The sequence below is a fragment of the Halalkalibacterium halodurans genome (assembly GCF_005671335.1).
In the GTDB taxonomy this organism is placed as follows: domain Bacteria; phylum Bacillota; class Bacilli; order Bacillales; family Bacillaceae_D; genus Halalkalibacterium; species Halalkalibacterium halodurans.
This window is the reverse complement of record NZ_CP040441.1, coordinates 4,214,185-4,233,055: the sequence shown is the minus strand read 5'-3', so window position 1 is coordinate 4,233,055 and position 18,871 is coordinate 4,214,185. Positions and strand designations below refer to the sequence as shown.

Sequence of the window (18,871 nt, the reverse complement as noted above, 5' to 3'; positions counted from 1 at the left end):
AGGAGAATCAAACATGACCAAGCGTCCGAGAAGAAGCTATACAAAAGAATTTAAGGATCAAATCGTTCAACTTCATGTTTCTGGCAAGCCCCGTGCAGAAATTATCAAAGAATACGAGCTGACGCCTTCTGCCTTTGATAAGTGGGTTCGGCAGCACCAGAACAGTGGATCCTTTGAAGAAAAAGACAACCGTACACCCGAACAGGAAGAGTTGATTCGGCTGCGGAAAGAGAATCAAAAGCTTGCCATGGAGAATGATATTTTAAAGCAAGCCGCGCTGATCATGGGACGAAAGTAGATGTGATTCGGAACAACCGCCACAAATACTCGGTATCAGCAATGTGCGATGTCCTGCAAATGGCCCGAAGTACGTACTATTATGAAGCAAAAATTCGAGACGACCAGGATGAAGAGTTGTCGGAACTGATCGTTGATATTTTTAAGAACAGCCGTGATAACTACGGCCAAAGAAAGATTAAAATTGAGCTAAGAAAGAAAGGCTGGACTGTATCAAGACGCCGTATTGGGCGGATTATGAAGGAGCAGGGCCTGGTTTCCAAATATACAGTAGCTCAGTTTAAACCAGCAAAAACAAGCTGTAATGAATCAGAAATTGGGAATACACTAAACCGGGAGTTTAATCAGGAGCAAGAACTGAAAGTCGTTGTCAGTGATCTAACCTACGTACGTGTTCAACAGAAATGGCATTATATTTGTGTATTAGTAGATTTATATAATCGTGAAATTATTGGCTACAGCGCAGGTCCTCATAAAAGTGCTGAGTTAGTTCAACGTGCCTTTGCATCGGTTAAATACAATCTTCAGCGCCTCGAATTATTCCACACGGACAGAGGAAGTGAGTTTAAGAACAAACTTATCGATCAGGCATTAGAAACCTTTGGCATTGAGCGTTCATTGAGTGAGAAAGGAACGCCCTATGATAACGCCGTCGCAGAAGCCACATTTAAGACGATCAAAACAGAGTTCGTTCGTGGTGCGGTTTTTTCTAGCCAACAGGAACTTGACCTTGAACTTTTTGACTACGTTCACTGGTTCAATACTATTCGAATTCATGGATCATTAGATTACTTAACACCGACTGAATACAAGTTAATGAACCTTTAAATAATTGTCCGATTTAGTGTTGACATTCCAGATGTACGATAGTTTGTGTAAAGGCGTTGAATCAAAAAAAGAGGTAGGGTACCCTCTAGTTAACCGCTAAACCAACTGAGAGGAGAGGCCCTACCTATGAGTACTAGTATAGGACAAAGTACATTTGAAAATCAATTAGATTCTATGGTTCGTGAATTTGTAAAAGAGAAGCTCGAAACCATCATGAAAGAAGAAATGGAAAGTTTCTTTACGCATGAACATCCAGAATTAAAAAACCAAAAGAATGGCTTTTACACTCGCCAGTTGGATACAAGATATGGCCGACTGGAGAATCTACGCGTTCCACGAGATCGCCAAAATGCCTTTCAAACCGAGCTATTTTCTCCATACCAACGTCGAGAAGAGTGGCTAGGAGAAGCCATCATCACCATGTATCAAAAAGGGGTTAGCACACGTGAGATCGGTCACTTTATTGAAAAGATTCTGGGTCACTCATACTCAGCATCAACGATCAGTCAAGTGACAGATGTTGTGACAGAAGATATCACTCAGTGGCAACAGCGGCCCCTAAAAAAGCGTTATTCCGTGCTCTATCTAGATGGGACCTACCTCAAGCTACGCCGAGAGGATGTGGCGAATGAAGTGGTGTACCTTGTCGTTGGCGTAACAGAAGAAGGCTACCGAGAAATCCTAGGTTTTTATGTAGGGGGTCAAGAAAGTGCGAATGGATGGCGAAACATTCTTCTCGATCTCTATAGCCGCGGCTTAGAAGAAGTCCTCCTTGGTGTATTTGATGGCTTAGCTGGGCTAGAAGAAGCGATGAAGGCCGTCTATCCAAAGGCAGATGTCCAGCGGTGTGTGGTTCATAAGGTGCGAAATGCCTTACACGCTGTTCGGAAGAAAGATCAACCAGCCGTTGCCCAGGACTTCAAGCCGATTTATCAAGCCAATACGTATGAGGAAGCGAAAAACCGCTTTAAGGAGTTTAAAGAAAATTGGCAAAAGCGTTATCCAAAAGTGGTGGCTACTTGGGAGAAGGACTTAGATGTCCTTTTGACGTTCTTGTCGTATCCTTCTACGATCAGGCCCATGATCTACACGACGAATATTATCGAACGAACAATGAAAGAAATAAAGAAACGTACGAAAACGATGAACAGCTTACCCAATGAGAAAGCGGCGGAGAAGATCGTGTATCTCCAAGCGATTGACTATAACGAACGCTGGGCGACACGTAGGCTTCGTGGTTTTGGTGAGGCCTACGAAGCTTTACAAGAAATGTTCAAGCAACGCTACTCCGGGCCATAATCAAGGAGCGACGAGCAGCTTATGACTGTCCCTCTGCAGAGGGACAGTCATAAGCTAGAAACCCTATTCGAGGAGTACCCTAAGACCGTTACACAAACTTATTGACAGTACCTGGCAAGCCCAATAAATAAGCTCAATATTAGTGAACCTACTGCTATTCCAACTGTAATAGGCAGACGTGCAATAATGTAAGGAAAGCTTTCTATTAAATAATTAATATCTAGTAAATTCTCCATGTTATCTTCCCTTCTTCAAACTTACTCAGGGATATATTCTCCACCAGTCCATTTTTTTGAGAGCTCAGCTAAAGTACCATCTTCCTTGAGTTCTTTTAGAATCGGATCAATTAGCGCCTTTAATTCCTCTCCCTGCTCACCCTTTTTAAATACAATTCCCATGTCATCATTAACTAGAGACTGTCCCACAATTTCTACATCTAGGTCATACTTTTCTAAAACGTTATTGATCATAATAGGGTCATTCACATAGGCATCCACGCGGCCATTTTGTACATCTTGCAAAATTTCTGAAGGATTTCCACTTTCGCTATATTCTAAAATAATACCGTTATCTGCCTTTTCATTATGTTCTTCTAACAATAAGGTATAAGAATCACCAGCTAAAGCGCCCACTTTTTTCCCTTCTAAATCTTCTAACGTTTGAATATCTTCTCTACCAGATTTCACGACAATCACAGTTTCTGCTGCAAAATAAGATTCATCAGTAAACAAGTATTTTTCTTCACGTTCAGGTGTTTTAGCTATCTGATCAGCAACAGCCTGAATTTTATTAGATTCGAGTGCAAGAAACATACTATCCCAAGGTGTTGCAACAAATTCAAATGTATATCCATCTAATTTTTTATCAATTTCCTTCACAACTTCAATATCATATCCTGTAAGTTCATTATTTTCGTCAGCAAAGGCGAAAGGAGGATAATCATTTTGAGTCCCAACTAAAATGACTTTTTCCTCAGTTTCATCTGCTGTTGTTTCTTTAGAAGAACAACCATTCATGATTACAGTCAAACCTACTAGTGCAATAATTGATTGAAATAAACGTATTTTTATTTTCATTCTTCAAACTCCTTTAGGTAAGTAAATTCTTATAATTAATGAAAATTCGAGAATGTTAGATACTACATTCTATTGAATTCCATAAATTATTACGGTGATTATAAAAATGATTCTCAATCTGGTGACTAGATTGGTTTCCCTAGCCGATATCGCCGTCCACTCCACAGTTTAATACTTGCACCCTAGGGTGTGCGTGCCTGAAACACTAAAGAAAGGGGCTGTCCCATAAGTCAAAATGATTGACTTATGGGCAGCCCTTTTGAATACAAAAAAATCGCCCCGTTCGTTATAATGTAAGTACCCACACAAACAAAATAAGAAAACGGAGGCGATTCTTTTGAGTAACTCTATAGCTACTTTCATTCATTATAACATGGACCAATTAGTCCTTCCAATGGATTTTAGCGATCTCATCGCCGAAGACCATGTGGCGCGTGTGGTGAATGACATGGTGGAAATGGTGGATGAAGATCTCTTCTACGCCCCATACAAAGGTGGCGGCCGGAGTGCCTACCACCCAAAGATGATGACGAAAATCATTTTGTATGCCTACACGCAAAAATTATATTCGTGTCGCGACATTGCCAAGTCCCTGCGTGAACATCTTCCGATGATGTGGTTGGCCGCTCGTCAAACACCAGATTTCCGCACCATTAATCGTTTTCGCTCGGAACGAATGAAAGACATCATTGAGCCATTGTTTACGTCCCTCATTCAGTTACTGCTCGACCAAAACTACATCACCATGGACAACTACTTTCTCGATGGAACCAAAATCGAGGCGAATGCCAATCGATATACGTTTGTTTGGAAAAAGTCCGTCCAGAAGTATAAGGAGCGGCTACAGGACAAGCTCGAAGAATTATTCGCCCACATTGAAGAGACGATTGATTCCGATAACCAGCAGGTAGAGAATGATCAAGGGGAAAACAAGCGTGTGACTTCTGAACAGTTACGTGAAGCTGTCACTCAAGTGGAAAAACAGGCGAATCAAGCGGAACAAGCCCTTCATGACGAACAAGATCCGGTTCTGAAAAAAGAGAAAAAAGCGGAAGCTCGTCACTGGCGCCAATTACATAAGAAGTTAAACACAGACTATCTGCCACGCTTAGAAAGATACGAAGATCAATTAGCGACATTCGGTGATCGAAATAGTTTCTCCAAAACCGATCGAGATGCCACATTTATGCGTATGAAGGAAGATCATATGAAAAACGGTCAACTGAAACCCGGATATAATGTACAGGCAGGGACCGAAAATCAATTCATTGTCGGTTATTCCATTCATCAACGCCCAACAGATACTCGTTGTTTGATTCCACACCTTCGTATGCTTGAAGAACGCCAACTCCCCTTTCCAAAGAAGCTAATCGCAGACGCTGGTTATGGAAGTGAGCCCAACTATTTATATATCGCTGAAAACGAATGGGATGCCCTCATCCCTTATCATACGATGAGAAAAGAAGAAAGCCGGGTCTATCGGAACGACCCATGGAAGGTACAGAACTGGACGTATTTGGAACATGATGATACCTATATATGCCCAAATAACCGGAGAGTGACTTTTCGATACTACCGCAAACGAACGGATGCCTACGGATACGAACGAGACTTCAAAATATATGAATGTGAAGACTGTACCGGGTGTCCATTCAAGACGGATTGTACAAAAGCGAAAGGCAATCGCCAGATTCACTATAATCCGGTATATGAAGAAGGAAAATCAAAAATGAAACGAGCCCTTGATACGGAAGAAGGCGCAAAGACCTATCGAAAACGGAAAACAGAGGTCGAAAGCGTGTTCGGTCATATCAAGGGCAATCGGTCGTTCCGTCGTTTTCACCTTCGTGGCCTTGACAAGGTGAACATTGAGTTTGGGCTGATCGCAATCGCCCACAACTTCCTGAAACAGGCGAAGACCATCCGCCTGTTTCAGGAAGAGATAAACCGATCATCGGAGACAAAAAGCCTGAAGCGACTTATAAATGTCACTTCAGGCTTTTCTTTTTAAGGGCTTTTGAGACAGCCCCTTTTTATCTAAACCTTATCTCTCAGAATGAAGCATTCTGCAGGATTTAGCACCTTTCATAAAAATGATGGTTGCTGGACGTCACAGGGCCTGTCCCTCAGTCTCTCATGATAAGATATTCAGTTTTTGTATATTATGATATTATTTAATAATCAGTCTACTGTCAATTACTATTTATATTATTGACAATGATTTGCAATAAACCTGCATTTATAAATGTAGACGTCAAGCTGAATTTTACACTTTTTGCTCGTTTTCCTTTTACACTTCTGCTGAAAATATGCTTTTCCGGTTTTTCATCCGATGACTTTCCTCATTCTCTCCACCATGGATGACTTCCACACATGAAGTAAACGATCTAAAATAGCTGTTGTGATTCCTTGATCTTCAAAGCAAGAAACGAGGCGTTGCTTTTTATAGTTGATTTCAGTGTAGAGCACCTTAACAAACTTGTCCCAATTTAGTGTAACCGATCCATTGTCTAATGACCCTGCTGTCACCAATGTATGGATGTGATGAGGATTAAATTTTAAATCACGCCCAAATGTATGAATGACTGTTAGGACACTGACCTTGGGCTCTCGTGCTTTACTCTTTTCATCACGTTAATTGTTTTTTGCCTACACGTTCTCTAAAAGTAAGCGAAAACACTTGTATAGTTAATACAATTAATCAAAGGTTGCTTCTTTATTAGGATTCTCTAAAAAATCAAAAAGCATTTGATTTGAGATTCTGTATTTCTATTCAAAGAAAATTCTGGTAAATTATTTTGATCATAAAAACTGATCCCTTTTGTTTCCGTACCAATTCTTTCATACCCACTGTTCCCATCGCCTTTCTAGGGCCCTATACTCCCCGTAACGATTCAGGTTTGTATTCATCGGCACAAGATTATCTATTACGGGCTCCTTCTTATTTATATACAGTTGGTCATCGGATGAAAAAGAAAAAACGAACCAATTATTCAAATATTTGATTCTGTGGAATTTGTGCATTAGGGCATCGTTTTTTTAAATCTGTAATAAATTTCATTTTATCCTCGGGTAGAATTTTGATACTACCATAGGTTTCTGATTTATAAAATAATTCAAGCCCCTTATCAGATGATGAAATTCGATAACCAGTGAATTTTTCTGTTGTTGGAGAAACCCTTGTTATACTCTGATAAGGAATTTTACTTTTGAATGGCCCTCCTTTAACTACTAGATAATCTTTATAGAAAACATACTTAATAGAAGTTGCGTACCACCATATTAAACCCGCTGAAATAATAAAGATAGTCAACATAGTAATGATAGTTGAGAATGATGATATGAAGGGAAACAGTGATAAAGCCCCTATTATCCAGATCGATAAGAATATAAATGTTATAGAAAAAGTATCTGTTTTTGAATGATAAACCATTAACATAGTCACATCCTTCTTATTATTTCCGAATTATGGTTTTCACAAATAACTTCTCCCACTTTTCAACATCCGTATCATGCCAAAGCTTGTTCAACGCATTACGACTCAAGCCCGTAATTTCCATCAATTCGGTTAGATTATTGATCCGATGACGGGCCATCACAACCCGCAAATGATTTTTCAACACCAACAACCACTCCTCTACTCTCGACCATAATTTTATCGTAAAAGGTGAATAGGTTGTACTTAAGAATATACTATTTCAACCTACAAGTTCCTTCTTCATCTGTTACCACTTAAGTCTCGTCTAAAAAACAATCACCCGGTGTTATTAGATCTCCAGATGCGAGATAGACTATCTGTTTTTTCTTAAATATCCATCATGGCATATATTGTTAAATACCCTATCAAAAATATGATACAATTATTTAAAAAAAGATACAGAGGCTACGATCATGAATGGACTTGTATTTGAAAAAAGAGAATTTACTCTCGATCATGTGCACACTGTAAAGGAACTACATCTACATAACTATCCGATTGTGTATATCCTCTATAATGAGAAAAAGAGGCCTACAGCATATATTGGGCAAACCGTTCAACCAACAAGACGGTTGAAGAATCATATAGAGGATAAAAGGCGCAGAAGTTTGAGTCGCTTGATTTTGATTGGGCATGAGAAATTTAATCAGTCTGCCACATACAACATCGAGTCCAATCTCATTAACTATTTTATTGCAGATAACCATTACCAGCTGCAAAACGTAAGCCAGACTAGATCAAGGGAAATGCACAACTACTATCAGAAGCCCTTCTATAACGAAGAGCTCTTTGAAGTCATTTGGGATAGGCTTAGAGATGAGAAAATTGTGAGCGATTCCCTTGAAAACCTTAGAAACAAAGATATCTATAAGTTATCTCCCTATAAGGAGCTCTCGCCACAGCAGCTTGATATAAAGAATGAGATTCTCGACTTCTGTAAAGAACATATACAAAAAGAAGGAAATCATGTCATCGTCATAGAAGGTGATGCTGGCACAGGTAAAAGCGTCCTGTTAAGCTCTCTATTTAACACGATTCAAGATTTGGCTAAGGATAATAGCTCTTTATTAAAAGACACTGATAATTACTTGCTAGTGAATCACAGTGAGATGCTGAAGACATATAAAAGTATAGCCAACAGCTTACCGAACTTGAAGAAAAGAAGCCTCATGAAGCCAACACCATTTATTAACGAGAAAACCAAAACGGGAACAACAGCTGATATCGTATTAGTTGACGAAGCTCATCTGCTTCTGACAAAGGAAGACTCCTATAACAATTTCCGTTATCAAAACCAACTGGATGAGATTATTAAACGCAGTAAAATCACTATCGTCATCTTTGACCCAAAACAAGTCCTAAAGATTAAAAGTTATTGGAACGACCGATTGCTCGAAGAAATTATTCATCAATATCATGCGAAAACGGTAAAACTTACAGACCAAATGAGAATGAACGCCAATCCAGATACAATCCAGTGGATTGACCGATTTGTTGAAAAGAAGGTTCTCCCTTTACCGTCAGAAGACTCTTCCTTTGAGCTTAAAATTTTTGAAGATGCTACGACGTTCAAAGCAGCAATAGATAGTAAGAACAATCAATATGGTCTTTCACGAATTGTCTCGACCTTTGATTACTTACATAAAAAAGACAATAAGACCTACATTGTTGATGAAGAAGGAATTAACATGCCATGGAATAGCACTCAGAATAACGTAACGTGGGCTGAGAGTCCGAATTCCATTAAAGAGGTTGGCTCTATTTATACCGTTCAAGGATTTGATCTCAATTACGTTGGCGTTGTTCTCGGCCCTTCTGTGAGCTATGATGAAGACAAAGACGAACTAGTGATTGACCCTTCTAAATACAAAGATACAGGCGCATTCATTTCACGAACAGATCTAACACCTGAAAAGAACCAAGAAATTAAAGAGGAAATCATCTTAAATTCCATTAATGTCCTGATGAAGCGTGGCATCCACGGCCTATACATTTATGCGACAGACCCTAAATTAAGAAAGCGACTAGTTGAGCTAAAGAGAGGGAAACGGTCATGAGCGATATTCAAAGCTTGATTAACAAAATCAATGAATTTAGAGATGAACGAAACTGGAGACAATATCATAACCCAAAGGATCTCGCCATCTCGATCTCCATCGAAGCAGCAGAACTACTAGAAGACTTTCAATGGATCAGCAGTGAAGAAGCACTTAAGGAAAATAAAGAAAACATCCGTGAAGAAATCGCGGATGTTTTGATCTACTCACTCATGCTATGTTCCGATCTTGGGTTAGATGTAAAAGAGATTGTGGAAGAAAAGATGGTGAAGAACGGAAAGAAGTATCCGGTTGGTCATTAGAGTACACTAAGCCAAGAGAGAGCAGAAAAGTTAATAAAGCAGATTGAAGATTACCTTTTACAAGTGAGTGCTGATTGAGAGTTTAAAAGATAAGGAGCTCCTACCATTCAAGATTTGGATGGTTAGGAGCTTTTTGATCCACTGGCTCATGCCCATTACAAACGATGAGAATGTTATAAGGAGTGCATTATTACCCTCTCCGAAATGTTTCAGGCCTATCAATCCAACGCTTCCTATCATGCCAGTCAGGGTTGAAGGAGTCATTCCTTATATTAAAATCAGCATAAAAACTTTGTCTGTTATTTTGGCAAATCGTAGTGATTAATCGTTAGATTGGGGTTCCCTTCAATCTCTTTGCCATTAAACCAATCATGGCCCCAATTCACTAAAAACGCATCGAATTCATCAAAGACATAAGACACAGCATGTGGGGGAAGCTTTAATTCGTATAATTGATGTTCAAACTCAGGAGATATCCCAACATTTAAACGTTCCATATTTTTATTTTCATTAATTTCGTATTTGATTTCTACTTGAAATTGTAAGTCGTGAGTATTTCCTTCATATCTTAGCTTACAGTAAATGTCTAAATCGGTCTTGATACTCGAAACATCCTCATGGCCGTTTTCCTCATCACCTACACCATGTGTTTCCTCTTCTATTATTGTGTTCGGTTCTTCCGTTATCACTTTGAATTCTGGAACAATGTCTATGTAAACAAGCAGATCACCTGGTTGGCATTTTAGTAATTCGCACAATTGTTTTAACGTATCAAACTGTATACCGGCTCCATTATTATTGTAAAGATTAGATATAGTTGTCCTTGATAATGATGTTTTATCCTTTACTTTTTGAATGTTAAGACCTCGCTCAGCCATTAGAACCCTTAAATTGCAATGAATGAACCCCATAAAGGATTGCTCCTTTCTTATATACTACCTTATCCAATAATATCATAACTAATTACTATAACCAAAAGTCTATCCAAAATGCCTTGACAAGAAATCATATTGGTAATATGATGTAACTAAAGCTCAAAATAACCAATACTCTAATCAAAACAAATTGTAATCTAATTAAAAAGGAGGTGTGTGAAACGAAAAGTGCATCACAGACAAGAAACCGATTCCCTTCATAATGCTATCTAAAATTCGGAATTAACCATATTATCCGCAGTCCCTTCATGATAAGGGGGGATTAGTCTAAGGAGGTTTATAAAGCAATGAAGAAAACAGTTATTGAAAAAGCATTTATTTGTATCATGGAGGAACGTATTCATCAAGTGGCTCGTGAGAAAGCAGCGAATGATCCAGAATATACGTCGGCTGATGTAAAAAGGACAACAGCATTTAACCAATTAAGAGATGCCTTAACGACAAAAACCCAAAGAACCCTGCTTGACGACTTAGAAGGTGCTTGGATATTCACAGGAGCCTTATTACAGGAGTTTGCTTATCGTCAAGGCATTGAAGATAGCTTCATGATCCATCAAGAGCTGAAGAAATTCGGCATATTAATTGACGAGAGAAGTACAAAGCGTGACTAGAAAAATCCATTCCTCTTTAGATTAGCTTCAATATGATACAATCCTTCTTAAACCATTGTGGGCTCCCAGTGACCAAATGTTGTTCTTTGCTTTACTTCTTTTGATCGTTGATTATTCGAGGTTCCATTTGTTAAAACCACCCCTAGTTTCAATGAGTTTTTGACGTTTCTTTTCCACGCCATCCTCACTTATGATACTGCTCAGCGTAATGAATCTAAATGAGGTTTGCTTTTTATCACTCTCTATTTTAGCCAGAAAAAAGTGCTAAAATAGCACTTCTTTCTGTTATAATTATTCAATTATCTCATCTGTACCTAGCTTCTCCAATTCGGTTAGAAGTTCTGATGTATTCTCCCACTCTATACATCCCTCTGGGGTGGGAGATGTATGATCTACAAGAGCTTGAAGCAACTGCTTAATTCTTTCGAATGCCTCTTTGTTCCCGGTTAAAGTCATCAGTGCATTATAAGGTTTTTCCCCTTTTACTTCCTCGTTAAAGTATGCTTCTTCAAAGTTAGGCACTGATGCTAAAAGCCTTACTTTGCTTGGATCGGTATGCTTTTTAACAGTATCTATAATTTTTTCATTGGCCGTCCATGCCTTATTTTTCTTTGGCTCACCATTTACCTTCTTCTTTTTAGTAAACGGTCTATCACTGTCATGGAGAACCGAGTAAGATGAGTCAAAGTGGTTTAGGATTTTAACTAGAGATACGATAGTATCTTTTCCTCTAGCCCTGATAACATGAACACCTCTAAAGAGTTCAGGTGCAGACTCTAAAATATACTTAAAAGCCGTATACTCTGTATCTCCTTCTACTATAATTGAATGACCTCCAAAGAAAAATTCTGCAACATAGGGATCAAACATATTTAGTAGTTTTAACCTGCCCTTATCATCTGGATCAAGTAAAATTCTCCTTGGTCTAAACAATGTTGTTCCTTTTATATCCCCATTTTCGCTACGCTCCACTCTCACTATGGTAGTGTTATCTCTAGCTAAATCAATAAATGCAGGCGAATGAGTAGTAACCATAACCTGCCAATTTTTATTTTTAGGTAGATCATAGAGGCTTTTACATGCTTCTCTAATTGCACTAGGATGTAAACAAAGCTCAGGTTCATCTAAAAGCAACACATGAGGTCTTTCGTTTTTGTTTTTCTTTTTTAACTGAGTTTCATTAACAAAACGTAATGCAGCCCATAATAAGGTTCTTCTTGCTCCACTACCTTGTTTCGCAATTGAACTTTGATATCCTTCCTCAGGTCCCATCAAAAGCTGAGATTTTGCTTTAAAAAGACTTATGCTCTTATCAATTTCATCATGAGGTCTAGCATCAAATTTAACTTTATATCCAGGGAAAACATCGCTGATAAGGCTTGATATTTCTCCCTCTGCCTCCTCTATTTCTACTTTAGAATCATTTAAAATTTGTTCTTGCAGTTTCTGAATGTTATTTAATAATTTTTCATAATCGGATTCAACATCCTCTGAGCTCTTTGACATACTTTTTACTCTATCTGTGATAATTGAAGATAGGATATCTATAATTTCATTTGCTTGTTTCTCAGGGTTTTCAAAGGCTTCTACTAAATGCGGTTGCGGTCTTTGAGAATTTGCTACATTAGGAGCTCCCCATGGCACATTTTCAGACCATTCTCCTTGTTCAACATCATAACCTCTTCTTATAGGTGAACCAACATCCTTCCAAACCCATTGTTCACGGACATATTTTTCTTGTGTTTCACTATCAACTCTAATCCATCGTTCACCTGGACTATTATCATGAACCACAGTATGCAATTCTATTTCAGGATAAAAGCCTTCAACTATCTCTCCATTAGGAAAATCATCGAGAGTTAATTTACATGCGTTAGATCCATGAGACATGATTATTTCGTATGCTTTTAGTATAGTACTCTTCCCGGCGTTATTAGAACCTACTAAGACAACTATATCATCTAACTCAATTTCAACTGGCTTATGTCCAATACATCTAAAGTTCTTTACAATTAGTTTACTTAACCTCGGTCTAGGAACAGCTGGGTTCCTTGATTCTAAAGTAACTTCTGCTTCAGTCTTCTTTCTAGGCATATTAAATTCCCCCTCTATAGACAAGCATTTTAACTCCATTAGTTAAACTATCAAAGTAAACAAAAACCAACTATTTATACCATTTAATTCTATCAAACCCAATGTTTTTTATACAACAAATTTTAAAATATTTCATTCCATTCATGGAGATGATGTGGGGATTGTGTGTCACTCGTTCCAACAAGGCGGCGGTCATCTGTTCATCATGAAATACTTCGGTTCTACCGGTCAAACTCTCGGTTGCTTGTGATGATCATGCTTCCTCTCTCATACCGAGTTGAAAAGAATTGGAACATTAACTCCACTGCAAGTTGGTGATAAAGGATATAGCTAGTTCGTTAATAAATGGTGAGATCTGCAACTAGCCATTGCACCTCCAGTTGAAGAAGTTTTTCTCTCCTTGTGTTTTCAACAATTCGTTGGCCATTCGAGCACCTGTTCAGTATTTTTCTTTGTGTCCCTGATCAATGGCCTCTTGTCCTAAGGCTACCGATAAGTCTCTTCCCAGTGCCGGAGTTCCCGATAAATAAAATATTTCTCTTCTGGCTGATGTAGTCCCCTTGAAATACCTTCCGTCATAGTCTTAATTGTTCTAATTTCCAGCATTACTAGTGTAAAATAAAATTGAGGTGAGTTAATTGTCTATAAATGAGCTTGGCAAGATTTTAGGAAGCATGTATAAGTCTACTCCAGATAATGAAAAGGCAACTTACATTCATCTTTTTGGAATTAAATATGATGACATTATTTTAAGAAATAAATACAGCTCATCAGAAATTGTAAAATCAGCTGGTATAAAGGAATCGTATAAGGCAGAGGTCAAAAAAGGTGTTAATCTTTCAAAGTATGTGATATTTAAAGCTTGATATGTATATAAAACTTTGAATCTGTAACTACCAGTAAACCGGTGAAAAAAACATTAGATTATTTCATAATCTATTTTGTTGACATCTTGAAGATAAAAATTCATAATAACCCTATGAGAGTTAAAAATAATTTTAACTATTGTGGAGGGTTATAAATTGTATGCAATAAGTAAAGATAAGGTTAGAGTACATATGAAAAATAAAGGTCTGTCTACTCAGAAGGAATTAGCGAAGCTTTTAGGTATCAGTAAAAACCAACTTTCAATGTTGCTCTCCCCTAGTTTTAATCCCATAAAATCCAATGCTTTAAAGCTATGTGAGGTGTTGGACGTTAACTTAGAGGACATAATAGACGCTGAACAGATCTCCTTACCTTTCTTAGATGATACTGACGCCTTAGCAGAGCAAACACAAAATAAAGAAATAAATGTTGATGATTATAGAGGAGAGGACTTTATAGAAGTTAGAGGAATTACTCCTAAAAGAGATTACTCAGTGGTAGAGCTTTTCGCAGGGGCAGGTGGACTAGCACTAGGTTTGGAAAAATCAGGATTCGACTCAAAAGGTCTTGTTGAAATTGATAAACATGCCTGTCAAACCCTAAGAAAGAACCGGCCTAATTGGAATGTAGTTAATAAGGATATTATTACTGTAGTTGAGGAAGGTATTAGAAACTATGTAAATATCCCTATGGGGGAGTTAGACCTCCTATCAGGTGGGTATCCATGTCAAGCTTTTAGTTACGCAGGAAAGAAGATGGGTTTGTCTGACGCAAGAGGAACAATGTTTTATTACTACGCTCAGGCATTAAAGCAGCTACTTCCTAAAATGTTTTTAGCTGAAAACGTTAGAGGTCTAGTTAATCATGATGACGGAAGAACACTAGCTCTAATGTTAAAAGTATTTTCCGATATTGGTTACACAGTTAAATGGCATGTGCTTAGAGCCTTGGATTATGATGTAGCTCAAAAAAGAGAAAGAATTGTACTTGTAGGTATTAGAAATGACTTAGTAGAAAAACACAACTTAAGTTATTCATTTCCACAACCATATGGTTATCAGCTTACATTAGGTGATGTTTTAAAGGACGTTCCTAAATCTGATGGAGTTAAATATCCTGACAAAAAAAAGAGAGTGCTGGATCTAGTACCTCCTGGTGGTTACTGGAGAGACCTTCCTGATGATATAGCTAAAGAATACATGGGAAAAAGCTATTATTCAGGAGGAGGCAGAACAGGTATGGCTAGAAGGTTATCATGGGATGAACCATCATTAACCCTTACTTGCTCGCCAGCTCAAAAACAAACAGAACGATGCCACCCTGATGAAACGAGGCCTTTTACGGTAAGAGAGTATGCAAGAATCCAAAGTTTTCCTGACAACTGGGAGTTTGATTGTTCTACTGCTAATGCTTACAAACAGATTGGCAATGCTGTACCTGTTAACATGGCAAAGGCAATAGGTTTGTCCATAGTTAATGTACTAAATCAAATAAGTTAAGCTTAGAAAATAATCAACGTAGTTTAAACGGTGCTTTTATAAGGGGGATCTCTAAACAGAATCCCCCCTAGCTTAAAGATTCCCCATTCTCTTTCTTTTTTGCTTTTATAATAGGATCTAAACATTCTGGTTTTAAAGTCTCCTCTATTTCATTTGCTAATGTTTTAATGACTTCCTCAATCATTTCTGAGCCATCAACCTCAGAGGCTACATCTCCAATAGCATCAGTTAGCTTTTGATAAAAGTCTAACTCACCAGTCAGCCTGTACCAAAACTCTTGCCCTACAATTACTGGGAACTCTTGGTTTATTGTCTTGTAATGATTGCTTAAATCGTTAGGGGTACCATAAAAGACTCCCACAACTAAGTCATTAAGTCCAATGATCAGGTTATTAGTTCTAGCCAAGTTTTTAACTCCCTGGAAATGCCCTTTAATTGTCTCAATATCATCCTTATTGATTGTATTTGGCCCGGCCTTTATTTGACAGTATTTTCTTCTACCATCAACCTTATCTACAAACTCAATATCTATTCCAGAAGTAGTAGATGCAAAGCCCTCTAAAACCTCACTGCAAAACTTTTGTAATCTTTCCCCAAAAATTGTATTTATTGAAGTTCCCAAAACCCTTGGATATACCAATGCTCTAGCAATACTTTCTGAGTCATCATTTCCACTTAGGAAACTAGCTTTATATTTGTCTAAAAAGGGGTTGAGATTAAATTCCTTTAACTTTTTGAGCTTTAAAGTGTTTGTCCTATGACTTGGCACAATTTCCTCTTTAAAAAAATCTTTAGCCTTTTGGATAATTTCATTTAACTCATATTCACTTAACTTTTGTTGTGTCATTGTAATCTCCCCCTTTATATAAATATATATTATCTTAGCACTATTTTACCAGTAATAATAGACATTGTTTCCAAATTTATAGATTATTTGAAGCGAATTTTAGGAAAGGAACACCACTGCATTCCAAAGATTAGATTGTGTCTAACACTCGGGCAGTTCAAAGCCATTGTTGCCGCTTTCTCTTGATGTAAAACGAATAGCTCGCCAATTTTACTTATTCCACTGGCGTAAAACCTTTTTCTTCGTTATCAGTGGATAAACCTCTCCTTTATTAGCCCGAGAAATATTCAACTGTTGCGTTGTAAGCGATATTCCAGATAACTCTAGCCCTTTTTTTTCCAATCAACCTTGCTTTTTGTAAATCAGATTCTTCTCCTTCAAGGATATCACGCAATGTATTAAAACCAGCACTCTTAATAGTGTTCTTTTGAAATTCCGTTATATCTAAATTTTCAATCGATAAATTTAGAACCTTGTCAATAACATCTTTAAAATCTGTATCCTCTGTGATTATATTCAGCTTCTCTAGATTACTATAGGATGGAGAGTTTTGACCATAATCTGTATAAAGTTTTATAGACAACCCCTTAATCAAATTAGCTGCTCTTTCAGTTGGGGTTTGGTAATAACTTAAAGCAATACCTAAATTCACTTGGTATCTGTCGAAAATTCCCCTTCTTACTTTTGTACCTTCTGTATGCAATGATACAATACCTGAATACTCTAAAATCCTAATGGCTTGTTTGACTGTTTCTGGAGCATCCCTGTGTATCGCAAAGAATATTGTTTGTTGATTAACTCCCTTTCCCAATCTTGTGTCGTTTTTTTCGCTAGTATCAGGTAAAACTACAGTTTCGATAAATTCTCTTCCCCAATCTATTAAATTTTTATGCCCACTATAAATATCACCTAATTTTGTATGTTCATTCCAAATTTGTGAACGATAAAAGCTTTTAATAGTTTCATTTACTCTACTACTAGTTAACTTCTTAAATCCATTACTTGCTAAATAAATACTTTTTAGTAGTAATCTCGGATTTCCAGAAGCTGAATAAATTAAAAAGTCGAGTAACTGGCCTTGTTTTTCAAATTTTTCATATACTTCAGCATCTGTTTGTTTTTTAATTATGTCTCTCATATAATCAACATATTCATCCTCTAAAAGGTCTCTTTCCACTTTTCTAACCGTAGCATCATGGAATTGTTGGAATGTTCCAAATGACGATATACCTGGGTACACGGCAGCTTTACAGCATATATATGCAGACCTTAAATCTCGGAATAAAGTGAAAAATTCCCTTTGTTGCAATGGAATGAAGTTATGACATGCTTCATCAAATAATAAAACTATCCTTTCAATTTCTAATTCTTCACACAAATCTTCAATTAATGCATGAAAGTAATCTAATTCATTTAAGAGCTCAATGTCTTCTGTTTCCCGCCCAAAAATATGGCTAACCTCACTATTAAAATCAACTGTTCTTTTCGAAGCTTTCTCTAAAAGCTTAGTAAATTGACTTAAAGTGTCGATTAAATTCTGATTGCTTACATCTACATTAAAATATCTTCCGAAAAGCTCATTATTTGTTAATAATCCTTTTTTCTCTAGCTTGCGTTTTAATTTAAATGAAATCTTTGCAAGCATCCACTGACGAAAATACTTTATATCTTCAATAGTATTTAAAAATATGGCTTTTTTAAAACTGACGAAAATACTTAGTACCCTATCATCTTCAAAAGTTGAATCCAGTTCCTTCTCAGCGATTTTCAGTAACATTGTTTTCCCTGTACCACGACTTCCAACTAATAAGGCTGGAGTACGAGATTTCAAAAAATCAATATTCTCTCTATCCATCTTTGATTCTACGAATACTTCATCTAACTGGCTATCTTTTAGATCCTCAGTCCTGTAAATAAACTCATCATTTAACACATTACTCATTTATTTTCAACTCCCTATGGTCACAATTTATAAAAATCTCATTCATAAAATCAATATTATCTTCTTGTCCAAAAGAAGTTAATTCATTAGAAAACCTTACACGGAGGATAATTACTAAGTTTCGAATAACTTCCACATACATTTTTGCCCATTCAATAAATTTACTCTTATCAAAAGCAATCTTCGAAGATTCAATAGTCTGCATATAATTAAACTTTCCGTGGGTAAATTCTGAGCATTCTCTGTATAGTTCCTTCACTTTTTCTATATATGGTTCATAGTTAAATTCAGAGAAAAACAAAGTTAAATAACTTTTATTAAGTACACCTATGCTTTCTGAATTTAATAGGCTCCAGGATAAATCAAATTTATTCTGCTTCCACTTTAGAAAATCATAATTATGGTCAGTGAAATAAACAAAACCTATTCCTAATTCAATTGCACTTCTTAAACTAGAATATGCATTCCTATACATACCATTTGTACTTATATATACTGAAGAAAGTAAGTCATAAACTACTTCCTTTAGGATAATATTTGTCTCGAATCTACTAAGGTAGTCTGTCCAACTATTTAATAGACTAAGATGATTTAACATTTCTGTTAATTCTGAAGTACATTCTTCCATATGACTTTTTACATTAGAGGCTAATTCTTCAGCGCTGTCAGTAATTACTTGTTTCAATACTGTACCTTCCATATATAACTCCTTTATTAAATTATATTATACATTTTGACA

The 18,871-nt window shown here is 37.0% G+C and carries 16 protein-coding genes, 2 pseudogenes and 1 riboswitch; of the genes and pseudogenes, 8 read left to right on the top strand and 10 right to left on the bottom strand.

All coding sequences use genetic code 11. The annotated features are described in order from the left end of the window. The first annotated feature begins 13 nt into the window (after window positions 1-13). Window positions 14-1,125, top strand: a protein-coding gene (locus FED51_RS20535) for an IS3-like element IS655 family transposase (RefSeq protein WP_134228893.1) whose coding sequence is annotated in 2 segments (ribosomal slippage) — window positions 14-263 and window positions 263-1,125 — 1,113 coding nt in all. Because the reading frame shifts where the segments join, the coding sequence is not laid out codon by codon here. Between the two features lie 126 nt (window positions 1,126-1,251). Then, window positions 1,252-2,424: an IS256-like element IS654 family transposase gene (locus tag FED51_RS20530; RefSeq protein ID WP_010896492.1), complete on the top strand. Its 1,173-nt coding sequence runs from the start codon at window positions 1,252-1,254 to the stop codon at window positions 2,422-2,424. A gap of 257 nt (window positions 2,425-2,681) precedes the next feature. On the opposite strand, the gene FED51_RS20525 is transcribed toward FED51_RS20530, so the two are convergent. After that, entirely contained in the window at window positions 2,682-3,500 is an 819-nt protein-coding gene (locus FED51_RS20525) for a transporter substrate-binding domain-containing protein (RefSeq protein WP_138091057.1), read from the bottom strand. Between the two features lie 373 nt (window positions 3,501-3,873). Here FED51_RS20525 and FED51_RS20520 point away from each other — a divergent pair, with 373 nt between their 5' ends. Then, a complete protein-coding gene (locus tag FED51_RS20520) occupies window positions 3,874-5,511 on the top strand; it encodes an IS1182 family transposase (protein ID WP_138091072.1) in 1,638 nt (545 codons plus the stop codon). Between the two features lie 30 nt (window positions 5,512-5,541). Next, a riboswitch (SAM riboswitch) is annotated at window positions 5,542-5,646 on the bottom strand. Between the two features lie 144 nt (window positions 5,647-5,790). Here FED51_RS20520 and FED51_RS21280 read toward each other — a convergent pair. From FED51_RS21280 to FED51_RS20500, 4 genes and pseudogenes are all read right to left on the bottom strand, one after another. Further along, window positions 5,791-5,915 (bottom strand): annotated as a pseudogene (locus FED51_RS21280) (ATP-binding protein); the annotation flags it as partial. A gap of 45 nt (window positions 5,916-5,960) precedes the next feature. Next, a pseudogene (locus FED51_RS21805) lies at window positions 5,961-6,083 on the bottom strand (transposase); the annotation flags it as partial. Window positions 6,084-6,489: 406 nt separating this feature from the next. Further along, window positions 6,490-6,939, bottom strand: coding sequence for a PH domain-containing protein (locus FED51_RS20505; RefSeq protein WP_338035671.1), 450 nt, complete (start codon window positions 6,937-6,939; stop codon window positions 6,490-6,492). Window positions 6,940-6,955: 16 nt separating this feature from the next. Further along, a complete protein-coding gene (locus tag FED51_RS20500) occupies window positions 6,956-7,123 on the bottom strand; it encodes a helix-turn-helix domain-containing protein (protein ID WP_083445668.1) in 168 nt (55 codons plus the stop codon). A gap of 268 nt (window positions 7,124-7,391) precedes the next feature. Here FED51_RS20500 and FED51_RS20495 point away from each other — a divergent pair, with 268 nt between their 5' ends. Then, complete coding sequence (locus FED51_RS20495; RefSeq protein ID WP_053432393.1) at window positions 7,392-9,035, top strand: DUF2075 domain-containing protein; 1,644 nt, start codon at window positions 7,392-7,394, stop codon at window positions 9,033-9,035. Continuing rightward, window positions 9,032-9,337, top strand: coding sequence for a nucleotide pyrophosphohydrolase (locus tag FED51_RS20490; protein WP_010900121.1), 306 nt, complete (start codon window positions 9,032-9,034; stop codon window positions 9,335-9,337). The genes FED51_RS20495 and FED51_RS20490 overlap by 4 nt, the downstream gene beginning before the upstream one ends. 299 nt (window positions 9,338-9,636) lie before the next feature. On the opposite strand, the gene FED51_RS20485 is transcribed toward FED51_RS20490, so the two are convergent. Beyond that, on the bottom strand, window positions 9,637-10,248 hold the full coding sequence (locus FED51_RS20485; RefSeq protein WP_053432392.1) for a helix-turn-helix domain-containing protein: 612 nt from the start codon (window positions 10,246-10,248) through the stop codon (window positions 9,637-9,639). A 311-nt stretch (window positions 10,249-10,559) separates the two neighbouring features. On the opposite strand from FED51_RS20485, the gene FED51_RS20480 reads away from it, so the two are divergent. Next, window positions 10,560-10,883 (top strand): hypothetical protein, encoded by a 324-nt coding sequence (locus FED51_RS20480; RefSeq protein WP_138091054.1) that lies wholly within the window; start codon window positions 10,560-10,562, stop codon window positions 10,881-10,883. 291 nt (window positions 10,884-11,174) lie between these two features. On the opposite strand, the gene FED51_RS20470 is transcribed toward FED51_RS20480, so the two are convergent. After that, window positions 11,175-12,977: an ATP-dependent nuclease gene (locus FED51_RS20470; RefSeq protein WP_053432390.1), complete on the bottom strand. Its 1,803-nt coding sequence runs from the start codon at window positions 12,975-12,977 to the stop codon at window positions 11,175-11,177. A 638-nt stretch (window positions 12,978-13,615) separates the two neighbouring features. Between FED51_RS20470 and FED51_RS20460 the strand changes: the two genes are divergently transcribed. Together FED51_RS20460 and FED51_RS20455 are read left to right on the top strand one after the other, a co-directional pair. Then, window positions 13,616-13,843, top strand: a complete 228-nt coding sequence (locus FED51_RS20460) for an HTH-like domain-containing protein (RefSeq protein WP_053432389.1) — start codon at window positions 13,616-13,618, stop codon at window positions 13,841-13,843. A gap of 156 nt (window positions 13,844-13,999) precedes the next feature. After that, on the top strand, window positions 14,000-15,343 hold the full coding sequence (locus FED51_RS20455; RefSeq protein ID WP_338035670.1) for a DNA cytosine methyltransferase: 1,344 nt from the start codon (window positions 14,000-14,002) through the stop codon (window positions 15,341-15,343). A 67-nt stretch (window positions 15,344-15,410) separates the two neighbouring features. On the opposite strand, the gene FED51_RS20450 is transcribed toward FED51_RS20455, so the two are convergent. From FED51_RS20450 to FED51_RS20440, 3 genes are all read right to left on the bottom strand, one after another. After that, on the bottom strand, window positions 15,411-16,190 hold the full coding sequence (locus FED51_RS20450; protein ID WP_053432387.1) for a PmeII family type II restriction endonuclease: 780 nt from the start codon (window positions 16,188-16,190) through the stop codon (window positions 15,411-15,413). 271 nt (window positions 16,191-16,461) lie between these two features. After that, the gene (locus tag FED51_RS20445; RefSeq protein ID WP_138091051.1) at window positions 16,462-18,132 is read right to left on the bottom strand and encodes an ORC-CDC6 family AAA ATPase; all 1,671 of its coding nucleotides are present in this window, start codon (window positions 18,130-18,132) and stop codon (window positions 16,462-16,464) included. Continuing rightward, window positions 18,125-18,832, bottom strand: coding sequence for a hypothetical protein (locus FED51_RS20440; protein WP_053432384.1), 708 nt, complete (start codon window positions 18,830-18,832; stop codon window positions 18,125-18,127). The genes FED51_RS20445 and FED51_RS20440 overlap by 8 nt, the downstream gene beginning before the upstream one ends. Window positions 18,833-18,871: the final 39 nt, after the last annotated feature.

Excerpts from the sequence above, each read along its gene's own strand:
- FED51_RS20485 (WP_053432392.1), bottom strand. The coding sequence starts at position 10,248 with ATGGGGTTCATTCATTGCAATTTAAGGGTTCTAATGGCTGAGCGAGGT.
- FED51_RS20490 (WP_010900121.1), top strand. The coding sequence starts at position 9,032 with ATGAGCGATATTCAAAGCTTGATTAACAAAATCAATGAATTTAGAGAT.
- FED51_RS20525 (WP_138091057.1), bottom strand. The coding sequence starts at position 3,500 with ATGAAAATAAAAATACGTTTATTTCAATCAATTATTGCACTAGTAGGT.
- FED51_RS20530 (WP_010896492.1), top strand. The coding sequence starts at position 1,252 with ATGAGTACTAGTATAGGACAAAGTACATTTGAAAATCAATTAGATTCT.
- FED51_RS20445 (WP_138091051.1), bottom strand. The coding sequence starts at position 18,132 with ATGAGTAATGTGTTAAATGATGAGTTTATTTACAGGACTGAGGATCTA.
- FED51_RS20450 (WP_053432387.1), bottom strand. The coding sequence starts at position 16,190 with ATGACACAACAAAAGTTAAGTGAATATGAGTTAAATGAAATTATCCAA.
- FED51_RS20440 (WP_053432384.1), bottom strand. The coding sequence starts at position 18,832 with ATGGAAGGTACAGTATTGAAACAAGTAATTACTGACAGCGCTGAAGAA.
- FED51_RS20480 (WP_138091054.1), top strand. The coding sequence starts at position 10,560 with ATGAAGAAAACAGTTATTGAAAAAGCATTTATTTGTATCATGGAGGAA.
- FED51_RS20505 (WP_338035671.1), bottom strand. The coding sequence starts at position 6,939 with ATGTTAATGGTTTATCATTCAAAAACAGATACTTTTTCTATAACATTT.
- FED51_RS20495 (WP_053432393.1), top strand. The coding sequence starts at position 7,392 with ATGAATGGACTTGTATTTGAAAAAAGAGAATTTACTCTCGATCATGTG.
- FED51_RS20470 (WP_053432390.1), bottom strand. The coding sequence starts at position 12,977 with ATGCCTAGAAAGAAGACTGAAGCAGAAGTTACTTTAGAATCAAGGAAC.
- FED51_RS20520 (WP_138091072.1), top strand. The coding sequence starts at position 3,874 with ATGGACCAATTAGTCCTTCCAATGGATTTTAGCGATCTCATCGCCGAA.